This is a genomic window from Acinetobacter sp. YH12239 (genome assembly GCF_013417635.1).
GTDB lineage: Bacteria > Pseudomonadota > Gammaproteobacteria > Pseudomonadales > Moraxellaceae > Acinetobacter.
This window is the reverse complement of record NZ_VPDP01000029.1, coordinates 1-15,295: the sequence shown is the minus strand read 5'-3', so window position 1 is coordinate 15,295 and position 15,295 is coordinate 1. Positions and strand designations below refer to the sequence as shown.

The 15,295-nt window shown below is 40.8% G+C and carries 11 protein-coding genes and 2 pseudogenes; 5 read left to right on the top strand and 8 right to left on the bottom strand.

Features of this window, described 5'->3' with window-relative positions; genetic code table 11:
* A pseudogene (locus FTV17_RS15440) lies at positions 1 to 185 on the top strand (hypothetical protein); the annotation flags it as partial.
* A gap of 7 nt (positions 186 to 192) precedes the next feature.
* Positions 193 to 837 carry a hypothetical protein gene (locus FTV17_RS14645; RefSeq protein WP_180000577.1) on the top strand — a complete coding sequence of 215 codons (645 nt, stop codon included), beginning with the start codon at positions 193 to 195 and terminating at the stop codon, positions 835 to 837.
* 34 nt (positions 838 to 871) lie between these two features.
* On the opposite strand, the gene FTV17_RS14640 is transcribed toward FTV17_RS14645, so the two are convergent.
* The 7 genes from FTV17_RS14640 to FTV17_RS14610 form a co-directional block, all read right to left on the bottom strand.
* Positions 872 to 2,287, bottom strand: coding sequence for an efflux transporter outer membrane subunit (locus FTV17_RS14640; RefSeq protein ID WP_180000575.1), 1,416 nt, complete (start codon positions 2,285 to 2,287; stop codon positions 872 to 874).
* 12 nt (positions 2,288 to 2,299) lie between these two features.
* Positions 2,300 to 4,276, bottom strand: coding sequence for a MacB family efflux pump subunit (locus tag FTV17_RS14635; protein ID WP_180000573.1), 1,977 nt, complete (start codon positions 4,274 to 4,276; stop codon positions 2,300 to 2,302).
* A gap of 2 nt (positions 4,277 to 4,278) precedes the next feature.
* Positions 4,279 to 5,631 (bottom strand): MacA family efflux pump subunit, encoded by a 1,353-nt coding sequence (locus FTV17_RS14630; RefSeq protein ID WP_180000571.1) that lies wholly within the window; start codon positions 5,629 to 5,631, stop codon positions 4,279 to 4,281.
* Between the two features lie 123 nt (positions 5,632 to 5,754).
* On the bottom strand, positions 5,755 to 6,741 hold the full coding sequence (gene holA, locus FTV17_RS14625; RefSeq protein WP_180000569.1) for a DNA polymerase III subunit delta: 987 nt from the start codon (positions 6,739 to 6,741) through the stop codon (positions 5,755 to 5,757).
* Positions 6,742 to 6,747: 6 nt separating this feature from the next.
* Positions 6,748 to 7,311, bottom strand: coding sequence for an LPS assembly lipoprotein LptE (gene lptE, locus FTV17_RS14620; RefSeq protein ID WP_035270158.1), 564 nt, complete (start codon positions 7,309 to 7,311; stop codon positions 6,748 to 6,750).
* 243 nt (positions 7,312 to 7,554) lie between these two features.
* Complete coding sequence (leuS, locus tag FTV17_RS14615) at positions 7,555 to 10,176, bottom strand: leucine--tRNA ligase (protein ID WP_180000567.1); 2,622 nt, start codon at positions 10,174 to 10,176, stop codon at positions 7,555 to 7,557.
* A 122-nt stretch (positions 10,177 to 10,298) separates the two neighbouring features.
* Positions 10,299 to 10,658: a DUF4124 domain-containing protein gene (locus FTV17_RS14610; RefSeq protein WP_180000565.1), complete on the bottom strand. Its 360-nt coding sequence runs from the start codon at positions 10,656 to 10,658 to the stop codon at positions 10,299 to 10,301.
* Positions 10,659 to 11,212: 554 nt separating this feature from the next.
* Here FTV17_RS14610 and FTV17_RS14605 point away from each other — a divergent pair.
* From FTV17_RS14605 to ilvC, 3 genes are all read left to right on the top strand, one after another.
* A complete protein-coding gene (locus FTV17_RS14605) occupies positions 11,213 to 12,940 on the top strand; it encodes an acetolactate synthase 3 large subunit (protein WP_180000563.1) in 1,728 nt (575 codons plus the stop codon).
* On the top strand, positions 12,937 to 13,428 hold the full coding sequence (gene ilvN / locus FTV17_RS14600; RefSeq protein WP_035265631.1) for an acetolactate synthase small subunit: 492 nt from the start codon (positions 12,937 to 12,939) through the stop codon (positions 13,426 to 13,428). The genes FTV17_RS14605 and ilvN overlap by 4 nt, the downstream gene beginning before the upstream one ends.
* A 104-nt stretch (positions 13,429 to 13,532) precedes the next feature.
* Positions 13,533 to 14,549: a ketol-acid reductoisomerase gene (gene ilvC, locus FTV17_RS14595; protein ID WP_035265630.1), complete on the top strand. Its 1,017-nt coding sequence runs from the start codon at positions 13,533 to 13,535 to the stop codon at positions 14,547 to 14,549.
* A 454-nt stretch (positions 14,550 to 15,003) separates the two neighbouring features.
* Here the strand turns inward: ilvC and FTV17_RS14590 are convergent.
* A pseudogene (locus FTV17_RS14590) lies at positions 15,004 to 15,295 on the bottom strand (IS5/IS1182 family transposase); the annotation flags it as partial.

Here is a 15,295-nt window from a genome sequence, read left to right as displayed (position 1 = left end):
GAGATTCATGCACGTGTAGCAGTCCTCAACAGATTTACGGAATTAGGTCGACCACTTACCCAAGTTACGCCTTAAATTTGGCTCAATTAGGGGCGCTTTGCCTTTCAAATCTTTGTGCAACAAAGCCATCTATAAGTAGACTAGTAGGTATTAACTATACTGTACCTAGTTGGATTTTAAATTGAGTTTGCTATGAAAAAATTCGAGTTAATTAACAAATCTATCTTGTTTGTTGTAATATTTATTATGTTGCCATTTTGGTCATATCAATATTATGGATATTTAATATGGTTAATATTTGGTTTTGGGTTAAGTATACTATTTTGGTTGTTAGCTCGAAAAAATTACAATAATAAATATTTTATTTTTCTTTTTTTAAATGTTTTTATAATTTTTTTATTAGCTTTTGGGGCTATTTATTTAACATCTAAAGATGGGTGGCAAGTTATTTTTAAATACCTGTTTTTGATATTAGTTGTTGATTTTTTACTTTCGTTTAATAGAATTAAAAGGGGGCAAAGAAAATTTAAAGAAAATAATTTTATTAATGGTGGGAATCTAGATGATTACTCTTATAATTTTGAATTAACTTATGGGAAGGTTTGGGGGGATGGTCTTTTTTTTCAAATTGTTTTATTTTTATATATGCTATTTATTGGTCCTTATTATATTGTAATTAATTCTCCTTTCGAATTCTATGCTGGTGAGATGATGGAGGGAATTAAATCTAATCTATCTGTTTATGCAATTATTTTAATGATATTACTGTTCTGGGAGTATGCTCTTAAAAGATTCTATTTTTTTAGTGGCTTAAATTATAAATTTGATAATAAATGAAAAGATTTAAAAAGCCCTTACGGGCTTTTTTTATTCAAGGCAACTGCTGAATCGGACTTCCACCCAATGCTTGCAGTAACGTCACATAAGCATTGTACTGAGTCTGTTTGGCTTGAACCAAACTCAAACGTGCTTCACGAGTAGTACGTTGTGCATCGATCAAATTCTTAAGTGCAATTGCACCATTCTTATAACGCACTTGCGTGAGTTGTTCCGTTTTCTCAGCGAGTTGAACATTACGTTCTTGTAAAGCGACTTGTTTGTCTATTTCATTGCGTGCAGATAACGCATTTTCAACATCGGCAAAAGCTTTGTATAAGGTCTGACGGTATTGAATAATTGATTTTTCATAATCCAATTCGTTCACACGTAAATCACGTTTCATGTCATTCCATTGCAAGAAGGGTAGTGTAAGACCCGCACCCAATATTGCAGCAGGATTAGACAGCACATTACTCAGCGAAGTGCTCGAGCCTCCAGTAGTTATACTACCCGTTAAATTAATCGAAGGGTAATAACTTGCTTTATTCGCATCTTTATTGGAAAGTGCTTTGCGTAAACGTAACTCGGCTGCTTGCAAATCAGGACGGCGCGATAAAAGCTCAGCTGGTAAGCCCGATTGAATTTGCGGTAGGGCAGAAAGTGGTAAGCGCTGTGGCTCTGTGATATTCAACTGTTGCACAGGTTGATTGAGCAATACCGCAAGAGCAGTTCGAGTTTCAACTTTTTGCTGTTCGATCTGGCTTAACGTAGCTTTTTGACTCTGAACAGCTTGTTCAGCTGACGTTAAATCAAGACCTGATACCGCCCCAGCTCGATACTGTGTTTGCACTAATTCATAAGTTTTCTGCGTACTCGCCAAGTTTTGTTGAGCCACAGATAGGCGTTCATTGAGATATCCCAATTGCCAATACAATTGTGCAGTTGTCGCAATCAGGCTTTGTGCAGTGGCTTGTAAATCCTGCTCTGTCGCAAGCGCTTCCCAACGAGAAGCCTCAGTTTGATTGGCCAATTTACCGAATAAATCCAGCTCATAGCTTAAGCCAGGATAGTTCAGTGAAATACCATTTGAAGAATCGCCATCACCATCTAAACTAAAGCGATGACCGACCGATGCACCTGCATTGCCAATACGCACACCTTGCTGACTTTCAGATTGCTTGGCTTGAATGCGTGCTTGTTGCAAATTAATCCCAGCAACAGCTAAATCAGTATTACGGGCAATCACTTGTTCAACCAATTGGTTGAGCTGTGCATCACCAAATAATGTCCACCATTGATCATGAAAAGCCTGTTGGTGGATATTTTGGCTGAGTTGTTGGCTGTTTTGAAAGCCCTGTGGAATATCGACTGCAGGAGCTTGATAAGGCGTTTTCACTACAGCCGCACAACCGACTAAAGAGCCTGTTAATGCTAAGGTCATGAACAGTTTATTAAGTTGATTACGCATAGTTATACCTTATTATTCTCTTGACAGTGCATCGACAGGATTTAAGCGAGCAGCATTTCGTGCTGGGATAAAACCGAATACGATCCCGATTAAACTTGAACAAACGAATGCAGCAATTATTGATGTGGTTGAATACGCCATTTGGAACGTGCCACCAGCAAAGTGTGTAATCAGCTGACCAATTCCCAGTGATAACAACACCCCAAGGATACCGCCTAAAATACAGACCAATACGGCTTCAATCAGGAATTGTTGCAAAATATCGCTTTGTCGAGCACCCACGGCCATTCGCACACCAATTTCTTGCGTTCGTTCAGTGACAGACACCAACATAATGTTCATGACACCGATACCACCAACGACCAAAGAAATCACAGCAATCGCAGAAATGAGTAAAGTCATTGTAGCGGTTGTTTGCTGGATGGTTTCACGAATACTGTCCGCATTTTGTGTAAAGACATCTTGAGCACCATGACGCTGTACCAATAAACTCAAGATTGCATTTTCAGCAGCTGCACTTGAATATTCATCTTTCACACGAACGATGATACTTCTCACATTCGACTGTCCAAGCATTCGACTCATGACGGTTGAGTAAGGGAGATAGACGTTGAGACTATCTGAGTTACCCATCATGCCTTGTTGAGCATCTACGATACCAATAATACGGCTTGGTACACTGCCTAATAGAATCACTTGACCAATAGGATTCGTACCATCGCTAAAGAATGTTTTTTGGGTATTGGTATCAATTACAACATCTTGGGCTTGTTCAGTAACACTATGTTTGTCAAATGGTTGACCTGATTTAAACGTTAAACCACGCACATAGAAAAAGTCTTCACTGACGCCATTGACTGTTGTGGATGCCTCTACATCTTTATATCTTCCTGTGACTGAACTATTGACTGAAGGGCTGACTCCATCGACATAAGGCTGTTCCGCTAATGCATCAGCATCAGCAGGGATTAAGGTCTTGGCCTGAGAAGATCGGGAGTTATCACCAAAACCACGTCCTTGGTAGACCGTAATGGTATTGGTGCCCAAACTACTAATATTTTCTAAAATTTGTTTTTGTGATCCATTCCCAAGTGCGACAACCGAAACGACAGATGCGATGCCGATAATGATTCCGAGCATGGTCAAAAAAGTACGCATTCGATGAGCATTCATGGCCAGAAGCGCCATGCGGAAAGCTTCACCTAAACGGTCTAAAGCTGAACGCCAAGACGATGTTTTCTTTTGCTCAGCACGAATCAATTCTTCACGTTCAAAGCCATCATCAATCTCAGGAACATTGGGTTCATCTGAAATAATATTACCGTCTGAAATCTCAATAATACGAGTCGCATTTTTGGCAACATTGTGATCATGAGTGACGAGAATGATGGTATGACCTTTGGCATTCAGTTCGCGTAAAATACGCATCACTTCAATACCGCTATTTTTATCTAATGCACCAGTAGGCTCATCGGCGAGAATAACATCACCGCCATTCATCAACGCGCGAGCAATCGAAACACGCTGTTGCTGACCACCTGAAAGTTGACTTGGGCGGTTTTGGGTTTTTTCACCTAAACCTAAATCGGACAAAAGCTGAACCGCACGATCATGGCGTTCAGAAGCATCAGCGCCGGCATAGATCGCAGGGACTTCGACATTACCAGCTGCATTTAAGTCACCAAGTAAATGGTAGCGCTGGAAGATGAATCCGAAATATTCACGGCGTAATTGAGCAAGTTCATCAGGTTCTAGCTCACGTGTTTCGCGGCCCTTAACCTTGTAGCTACCATTGGTCGGTTTATCTAAACATCCTAAGATGTTCATCAGTGTTGATTTTCCTGAGCCTGATTGACCTACAATGGCAACCAATTCTCCAGGATAAATCTCAAGATTTACCCCTTTTAGAATTTGCACAGTAGACTCACCAGCAGGGAATTCACGGGTCAGGTTTTTGACCTCGAGTAGAGGTGTTCTCGTCTGACTCATAATTACATTCTCATTGGACCAGCGCCACCACGTGCGCCACGTTTAGCTGAGTCATTTGATGTGTCAGAACCATCAGCAATCACCACTTTATCGCCTAATTTTAAACCGCGTAAAACTTGCGCTGTCGCACGGTTATTTAGACCGATAAGAACAGGGGTTGGTTTGGCTGTACCATCTGCTTGAAGTACGCGTACCATAGCCATGGAAGCTTTACCTTGATCGACTAATGCCTTTTCCTCAGGCGTTAATTCTAAACGCTTAGGACGATCCGCTGATGAACGTTCGCCACGCCCTTCACCACGAGCTTGTTCATTACGTTCTGGTGCATTTGAACCCGCATTTGCACCACGCTGGCGAGCAGGACGATTAGAGCTTTGAACAGCAGAAGATGGAATAGTCAGTGCATTCTTTGCTTCATCTAACACGATATAGACTTGTGCAGTCATATCAATACGCAATTTTCCATCTTCATTAGGAACATCGAATAGAGCGTTGTAATACACAGCTGTACTTGATGAAGATGAATTTGAGTTGTTGGTTTCTGTATTGATGGAGTTAGGTGCAGGTTCAACTTGACGCAGTGTTGCGTAGTGCTTTTTCTCGCTATTACCTAAAGTGGTGAAATAAACAGTTTGACCTTTCTCAACACGCATAACGTCTGCTTCAGAAATTTCAGCCTTAACTGTCATGGTGTCAAGTTTTGCTAATTTCACGATGGTTGGCGCGCTTTGATTCGCGTTCACTGTTTGACCTTCTTCAGTCACAATTGCCACAATTGTGCCATCCATCGGAGCAACGATACGGGTATAGCCTAAATCTTCTTTAGTCGTCGCCAGTGACAAACGAGATTGCTCGATTTGAGCATTCATCGCCACGATATCGGCTTGAGCAGTTTTATAACTTGCTAATGCGGACTCATACTCGGCACGAGAAGTTGCATCTTGGGCATACATGGCTTTTTGGCGATTATATTCTGCCTCAACTTTAGTCAGATTTGCTTGTTTGACTGCCAATTGAGCCAACTGATTTTTAATGCTGGCTTCAGCTGTTTTTAGATCATTTTCCTGACGAACGGAATCGATTTGAGCAATCAGTTGACCTTGTTTGACTTGATCACCTAGTTGTACATACATTTTTTTCACCTGACCTGAAACCTGTGCACCAACGCTAACCATTTTGGTCGCTTCTAATACACCTGTTGCAAGGACAGAGTTTTCAATATCACCACGTGTCACTTCAGCGGTAATAAACTGAGGTTGCTCATCTTTAGGTTTAAAGAAATACCAAGCTAAAGCGATAGCTGCAATCGCAATGATCGCGATGATAATCAATTTCCTTGGTTTTATTTTTTGCATGGCGATATTGAAAAATGACAGAAATTGAGAGAATTATAATGATGAAATAAGGATAAAAAGTGTATTTTTCTTAAATAAAATCAATAATCATTCTTATATTTATAAATAAACCTTGCTGGTTAACTAAGCAAACAAGGTTTTTCCACATAATTCAGCAATCGCTTGTTGTATGAGGTGTTCTGGATTTTCAATATTTTTGCCTTTGATGGCAGCATCGATTCTTAATAGCAACTGTGGCCATGTGAGAAATTGCTTGGGATTAAGACGTCTCAAGGCTTGTTGGTAAAGACTGACTTTGGTTTTCCAAATGCCGAGTTGTAATGCATTTTGTGGTTGCTCAAAGAGTTGCATTAATAAGCGCATTTCTTTGCTTACCGTCCATAAGACCAAACTATGTGGTTCGCCAGCTTCGACTAAATATTGATATATTTTAATCGCTTGGCTTAGGTTGCCTGAAATCAATGCATCGCTTAAGTCAAAAGTGGTATAGCGTGATTGATCTTGTAAGCATTCGAGCAAATGTTGCATTTCAAGATGCTGTACATCAGGGAATGTGTCTGCAAGACGCATTAAGCTGTTTTTGGCAGCCAATAAATTATGTTCATGGTGGACTTCAAGCCATTGCCATGCATCTTGGCTCAGTTGAATTCCAATTTTATCAGCTTCTATGCTGAGTATGCGCTGACGATCTTGCGCATAGGTTGCTGTAAGGGGAACCACGACACCATTGGCTTCAATAATCTGAAAAAACGCCGACTTTAAGCTGCTACTATCTTGCTTAGGCATAATGATCAACAACAAGTTGTGTTCATTATGCTGGATATAATGCTTGAGTAACTTTAACGCATTGGTATCTGGCTTAATGTTGCCATGGACCTCTATTGCGAGATTTTGTGAAAACAGCGAAAGGCTGTTGAGCGCGTTAAATACGTTTTTCCAATCAGCGACGCTTTGGATGTCATAGCGCTCTCTTTCAACGTGATTGATGAGCCAACTTTGACGGAAAGCATCTAGAAGATTTTGTTCAAGTAAAGGTTCTTGACCATGTAATACCCATGCACCACGTGCTTCGTTTACACGTTTTAATGCTTGTAGATAATCTAACTTCATTCTGAGTTACGGATTTTCAGAGGCAGTAGGTTCAAAAGTTTGTTGCACAGGTAACAGGACATTTGCTTCTGCTTTTGGCAGACGGTTTGCAGCAATTTGACGAGAGATCTGTTGAGCGACATCGTCAATTAAGATTTCACTGAGATATTTATTTTGTTGATCATCTGTGTTCACGGTTGCAACATTATATTGATATGTACGTGTCGCAGTTAAAGTTCGAGGTTTTGTCACTAAGTTACCTTGACGATCTTCGATTTGGAAAGTCACAGAAAGTCTGAGTAGAACTTCAATGAGTTTGCCGTTGAGCTCATGGCGAATTGGCTTATAGTCGATGATACGTAATACATATGCATCGTTGGAATTACTCAGTTGCACACCTGCAGCAGTAAGATAAACACTGAGTTTACGCTCTAAATCTGAGGTATTGGCAGGGAGTGCCAATTCAAGCTTTGTATAAGCCAGTGGCGTTGAAGTTGGATTGGTCCCTTTTAGATGAAATCCACAGCCGACCATAGTTGCGCTTAAGCCTAAAGTTAGAACAGCAATAGCTAAACGTTTGCTCAAATGCATTGTAGATCCTCTGTGTATTTCCTGAGACTCAGGATAAATTTTGAATATTCTGATTGTATGTGCAAAGCCCGTTGACTGGCAACGGGCTTTGTTTGGGAATTGTGAAATCCTTATATTTCCCTCTTTTTAAAAGAGGTGAGAAGCAATGCTTCGCAAGGGAGATTAAATCACTCCAAAGCTCCCTTTCTTGCGCTTTGATCTAAAGCAGTGCTTTATATCTTACTCAGGGAGGCTTTAAGGTTCTTAAACCACCAAATTTACTAACTTGTTCGGAACAACAATTTCTTTCTTGGTTGGACCTGTTAAGAATTGTTGTACTTCAGGCAATGCTTTTGCTTGCGCCAGAATGTCATCTTTTGATGCATCTACAGACACTTCAAGTTTGCCACGAAGCTTACCGTTCACTTGAACCACAATGGTTTGTGTATTACGTGTTAATGCAGATTCATCCACTTGAGGGAATAATGTTGCATTTAACTCGATACCAAACTGCGCCAATAACGTTTCACTTAAATGCGGTGCAAATGGTGCAAGTAAAGTAAGAAGCGTTGTAATTGACTCACGTGCCACAGCAACGTCGTTGTCATCTTTCGCTTCAAACTTATTGTTTGCATTCAGAAGTTCCATCATCGCTGCAATCGCAGTGTTAAATGCATGACGACGTTCGATGTCATCACCCACTTTTTGGATGGTTTCGTGCGTTTTACGACGTAAATCTTGAGCCGCAGTTGAAAGCGCAGCTTTATCAATCGCTGATGCAGTATTACCTTGTTCAAGGAAACCAGTTGCCAAGCGCCATACACGTTTTAAGAAGCGGTTTGCACCTTCCACACCTGCATCTGACCATTCAAGTGATTGATCAGGTGGTGCAGCGAACATCATGAATACACGTGCAGTATCTGCGCCGTATTGGTCAATAATAGATTGTGGGTCGATACCGTTATTTTTCGACTTCGACATTTTTTCTTGACCGCCAACGATAACGTCTTGACCATCACCTTTGTATTTTGCAGATGTGATACGACCTTTTTCATCACGCTCAAGTTCGATGTCAGCAGGGTTGAACCACGTTTTCTTACCTGATTCAGATTCGCGGTAATAGGTATCAGCAAGTACCATACCTTGCGTTAACAAGTTGGTGAATGGTTCGTTACCTTGTACTACACCTTCATCACGCATCAATTTGTGGAAGAAACGTGCATATAACAAATGCAGAATCGCGTGTTCAACACCACCGATGTATTGGTTTACAGGAAGCCAAGTTTGACCCGCTTCAGGTTTAACCATACCACCAGTAAAGTCAGGAGATGCATAACGCGCATAGTACCAAGATGATTCTACAAATGTATCAAGTGTATCTGTTTCACGACGTGCGTCGCCGTTACAGCTTGGACATTTCGTTTCATAGAATTCAGGCATCTTGTTGAGAGGGTTACCTGAACCATCTGGTACAACGTCAGTTGGAAGTACAACAGGAAGTTGATCTTCAGGTACTGGCACTTGACCACAAGTTGGGCAGTTAATCATTGGAATTGGACAACCCCAATAACGCTGACGAGAAACACCCCAGTCACGTAAACGGAATTGAACTTTTACATTCGCAAGACCTTGTGGTTCTAATTTTGCTAAGAATGCATCAAATGCACCTTGGAAGTCTAAACCGTCAAATTCGCCTGAATTGACCAATTTTCCTTCTTTTGAGCCGTACCATTCTTGCCACTGAGTCGCATCAAAGTCTGCATCATCAGCACCTTTAGCATCAATCACTTGCTTGATGGTTAAGTTATATTTGTTAGCAAATTCGAAGTCACGTTCATCGTGCGATGGAACTGCCATCACCGCGCCTGAACCGTAAGACATCAAGACATAGTTTGCGATCCAAACAGGAACTTCTTCACCTGTTACAGGGTGCTTAACTGACAAACCTGTTGCCATGCCTTTTTTCTCGGCAGTGGCAAGATCCGCTTCTGCAACTGAACCCATACGGCATTCTTCAATAAATGCAGCCAATTCAGGGTTAGTTTCAGCAGCTTTAAGCGCCATCGGGTGTTCTGCTGCAACTGCAACATAAGTCACACCCATTAAAGTATCAGCACGTGTAGTAAATACAGTTAAACCATCTGCATAAATTTCTGGGTTCGCTGAAGGGAAGGTAATTTCCATCCCTTGTGAGCGACCAATCCAGTTACGTTGCATCGTAAGGACTTGTTGTGGCCAACCGTCTTTGAGTGTGTCTAAATCGTCTAATAATTCTTGCGCATAATCTGTGATGCGGAAGTAGTACATTGGAATATCACGTTTTTCAACCAATGCACCTGAACGCCAACCACGACCATTTTCAACTTGTTCATTTGCAAGTACAGTTTGGTCTACAGGGTCCCAATTTACCGTTGAAAGCTTACGGTAGATTAAGCCTTTTTTATAAAGCTGAACGAATAACCATTGTTCCCAGCGATAATATTCTGGTGTACACGTTGCAAATTCACGATCCCAATCAACCGCAAGACCTAATTTTTTAAGCTGATTACGCATGTAATCAATGTTTTCAAAGGTCCATTTTGCAGGTGCAACTTGGTGTGCAATCGCAGCATTTTCAGCAGGTAAACCAAACGCATCCCAACCCATAGGTTGTAATACAGTTTCACCTTTTAAACGGTGGAAGCGGCTGATCACATCACCAATCGTGTAGTTACGTACATGACCCATATGCAGTTTGCCACTTGGGTAAGGGAACATCGAGAGGATATATCGACGTGGACCTTCTACAGTGTCGGCAACTTTAAAGGCTTTGCGAGATTCCCAGTCCTGTTGAACTTGGGGCTCAATCGCACTGGCTTGGTATTCAGAGTCAATGTGAGTAGTCATATACGTAATACAAGAGAACGGTTAAAAAATTTAGCGCACAGCATAGCGCAAAACGCACCTAAAAGTGAATTTTACAGACTGAAAATGGATGCAAAACTTAAATTAAGATCAAAAAGACAAATTCACTCATTTGAAACTTGAGTTTCGCTTAATGGAGCAGCATTTGTGTTTTGTGACTCAGTATTTGAAGCACTCTTTGTTTGCTGTTGCGTTGGTATCGTTTGAGTCTGTGAGGTTTGAGGAGCTTCGCTCTGGTTTGTATTTGTATTGACAGATGTTGTTGGTGCTTTCCAACCATATGTTTCAACTTTACCTTTCTTTTTTGCTGATTTTGGTGGTGGGGTGGTGGTGTAGTGGGTTGAGCCATTTTGATCGACCCATTTGTAATATTCTTTTGCCTGCACCATAGATGAACAAATAGAAACGAAAACGACCGTTGATGCTAAACAAGAAAGTTTTAAAGATGATGCTAGTGAATTCATGACTTCACCTATAAAGAAATAAGAGGGGAATGAGTTTTTTTACATGTTTATATCGCAGTATTTTGCGAGAAACTGATGAAGATTAATTGGTTTTATTTTAATCAAAAAAATCATTTTGCGTGGAAATTGTTTTATATAAATATTAAAAATAAGTGTTTGAAATTTTTTTTATAAATCATCCAACCAAAAGTTATCGTTTGAAAAATAATCGGTTGGTAAATAAACAATAAAAAGGTTTCGGCAAACCTTGACTTTGGTCGTGAAAAAACTAAAAATGCTGCTCTAGTTTTATATGTTTTGTTCGATCACCCTTCGAATAAATATCATAGCTTGCAATAACGTTGCCTCTAAGCCGAGACAATGAAATAGCAGAAATATGTTTATCCCAACATGTTGAATATGCAGTCGCAACTCAAACGGTTGTGATCGAAAAATTTTATTATTGCAGCAAAAACGATGAAATATGTGTGCTATAACAGTGCATACAAACGAATGAATGAAACACGACTTATGTCTCCCATAAACGTCGTGGAAATAAGATTAGGGTGAATACGTTGGAACTTTTATCTGGTGGTGAAATGCTTGTTCGCGCATTGGCGGACGAAGGCGTTGAACATGTTTTTGGATATCCAGGCGGCGCAGTTTTACACATTTACGACGCGCTATTCAAACAAGACAAAATTAATCATTACCTCGTGCGTCATGAGCAAGCTGCTGGTCATATGGCAGATGCATACTCGCGCGTAACAGGTAAGACAGGTGTTGTACTGGTGACTTCGGGTCCAGGTGCGACTAACACTGTGACACCAATTGCGACAGCTTACATGGACTCAATCCCAATGGTGATTTTGTCTGGTCAGGTTGCAAGCCATTTGATTGGTGAAGATGCATTCCAAGAAACGGATATGGTGGGTATTTCTCGTCCAATCGTGAAACACAGTTTCCAAGTGCGTCATGCGAGTGAAATTCCAGCGGTTATTAAAAAAGCTTTCTATATCGCGTCATCAGGTCGTCCAGGTCCTGTGGTTGTTGATATTCCAAAAGATGCAACAAACCCTGCTGAAAAATTTGCATACGAATATCCTGAAAAAGTAAAAATGCGCTCTTACCAGCCGCCACATCGTGGTCATACTGGTCAGATCCGCAAAGCTATTGATGAATTGATCAATGCTAAACGTCCTATTATTTATACGGGCGGTGGTGTTGTTCAAGGCAATGCATCACATTTATTGACTGAATTAGCACATCTATTGGGTTATCCAGTAACCAATACATTGATGGGGCTAGGTGCATTCCCAGGTAATGATCCTCAATTCATCGGTATGTTGGGTATGCATGGGACATATGAAGCGAACATGACCATGGGTCACGCTGATGTGATTCTATGTGTTGGTGCGCGTTTCGATGACCGTGTAACCAATAATCCTGCAAAATTCTGTCCAAATGCGAAAGTGATTCACATTGATATCGATCCTGCGACGATTTCAAAAACAATCATGGCGCATATCCCAATCGTGGGTGCGGTAGAGCCAGTTCTTCAAGAAATGTTAGCGCAATTAAAACAGCTGAATATTTCTAAGCCGAACCCTGAAGCTATTGCGGATTGGTGGAAACAAATCAATGAGTGGCGTCAAGTTCATGGTTTGAAATATGAAAAACCAACTGACGGTACGATGAAACCTCAACAAGTTATTCAAGCTTTAGATAAAGTAACGAACAGCCAAGCAATCATCACTTCTGACGTTGGTCAACATCAGATGTTTGGTGCGTTGTATTACAAATACACACGTCCACGTCAATGGATTAACTCGGGTGGCTTAGGCACGATGGGTGTTGGTCTTCCATATGCGATGGCGGCTAAGCTTGCATTCCCTGACCAACAAGTTGTTTGTATTACAGGTGAAGCATCCATTCAGATGTGTATCCAAGAGCTTTCAACATGTAAGCAATATGGCCTAAATGTTAAAATCTTGTGCTTAAACAACCGTGCTTTAGGTATGGTGAAACAATGGCAAGATATGAATTATGAAGGTCGTCACTCAAGTTCATATGTTGAGTCATTGCCTGACTTTGCGAAGTTGATGGAAGCTTACGGACATGTAGGTATTCAAATTGATCACGCGGATGAGCTTGAATCGAAACTTGCAGAAGCAATGGCGATTAATGATAAATGTGTATTCATCAACGTGATGGTTGACCGTACTGAGCATGTTTATCCGATGTTAATCGCGGGTCAATCTATGACAGATATGTGGTTATCTAAAGGGGAGCGCACAGCATGAGACATATCATCTCTGTTCTCATTGAGAACGAATCTGGCGCGCTTTCACGTTTAGTGGGTTTATTCTCACAACGTGGCTATAACATTGAAACTTTGAACGTTGCGCCGACAGAAGACCCAACAATGTCTCGTTTGACATTGACGACTTATGGTGATGATCACAAGATTGAGCAAATCACAAAACAACTCAACAAACTTGTTGAAGTGGTTAAGGTGGTTGACCTTTCTGAAGGTTCACACATTGAACGTGAATTGATGTTAATTAAAGTAAAAGCTTTGGGTTCTGCGCGTGCTGAAATTAAACGAACAGCAGATATCTTCCGCGGACAAATCGTGGATGTGACACCAACGACTTACACGATTCAAATCGCGGGTACAACTGAGAAAATTGATGGTTTTATTGATGCGTTGGCAGAAAATACCATTCTTGAAGTTGTGCGTTCAGGTGTGTCTGGTATCGCACGTGGCGAAAAAGTTTTAACAATCTAATTTTTTATTAACAAATTCTTCCCTCCTCCGAGAGGAGGGGGTTGGCGAACCACATTAACATTCGCTAATCAAACGGAAGCCAAAGCATTTTAGCGGAGACAGCAATGCAAATTTTTTACGATAAAGACTGCGACTTATCTATCATCCAATCTAAGAAAGTAGCAATCATTGGTTACGGTTCACAAGGTCACGCTCACGCGCTTAACCTTAAAGATTCTGGCGTTGACGTAACTGTTGGTTTACGTGCTGGTTCTGCTTCTTGGAAAAAAGCTGAAAATTCTGGTCTTAAAGTTGCTGAAGTTCCTGCTGCTGTAGCTCAAGCTGACGTAGTAATGATCTTGACTCCAGATGAATTCCAAGCTCAACTTTACCGTGATGTAATTGAGCCAAACATCAAGCAAGGTGCTACTCTTGCATTTGCTCATGGTTTCTCTGTTCTTTATAACCAAGTTGTTCCACGTGCTGACTTAGACGTAATCATGGTCGCTCCAAAAGCACCTGGTCACACTGTACGTTCTGAATACCAACGTGGTTCAGGTGTTCCTGATCTTATCGCGATTCACCAAGATGCTTCTGGTAATGCACGTAACCTTGCGCTTTCTTACGCTTCAGGTGTTGGTGGCGGTCGTACAGGTATTATCGAAACTTCATTCCGTGAAGAAACTGAAACTGACCTTTTCGGTGAGCAAGCAGTTCTTTGTGGTGGTGCTGTTGAATTGGTTAAAATGGGCTTCGAAACTCTTGTTGAAGCGGGTTACGCGCCAGAAATGGCTTACTTCGAATGTCTACACGAACTTAAATTGATCGTTGACTTAATGTTCGAAGGCGGTATCGCGGACATGAACTACTCTGTATCTAACAATGCTGAGTACGGTGAATATGTAACTGGCGTTGAAGTAATCAACGAACAGTCTCGTGAAGCGATGCGTAATGCGCTTAAACGTATTCAATCTGGTGAATATGCGAAGATGTTCATCCAAGAAGGTGCGTTGAACTACCCATCTATGACTGCTCGTCGTCGTCAAAACGCTGCTCACGGTATCGAAGTAACTGGTGCTAAATTGCGTGCGATGATGCCTTGGATTCAAGCAAACAAAATTGTTGATAAAGAGAAAAACTAATTTCTCGAATCATCTGATTTGAATGCTAGAACCCACTCAATTGAGTGGGTTTTTTGTGTTTTGCAAAATGGCTAGAATCATTAGTTAAAATTGCGCGCCCCAAAGAAAGCAGTGTTTTTCATTTCTTGTACTTTATTCAAAGTAGGGCTTTGGTTCCTTGCACTTCTTAAAAAAAGTGTTTTGTGCTCGTTTATACCTTAGATTCAAGCGAGCAAAATCGTTTATAAAGAGAAGAACTAATTTCTCGAATTAATTTAAATCAAACCTCTTTGAATAAGTTTTTCTATTGGGGCTAAATAGACAAGATATAATTTTTGTTTTTTATGCTATAAATATCGAATAATTAAAAATTTATTTTGGGGGATTAATGAAAGTTAGATATTTGGGTTTTGAGATTAGAACGGCTTTGTTGCACAAAGATTTGAAAGGCAAAGCGCCCCTAATTGAGCCAAATTTAAGGCGTAACTTGGGTAAGTGGTCGACCTAATTCCGTAAATCTGTTGAGGACTGCTACACGTGCATGAACCTCATTGACTTGGCTATCAAAGCTCCTTGCACTGAGTTTATCTCCTAATAATTTGATGCAGTGCATTTTAGTCTCAACCAAACTTCGGCGATGATAGCCTGACCATTTTTTCCATAGTGTCCTACCTGAGAAGCATTGCTTCGCAAGATTAACTGTTCGAAGTAATTCATTTCGCTCTAGCGAGCTGCTCTTTGTATCTTTCCATGGTTTCGCATTTTTT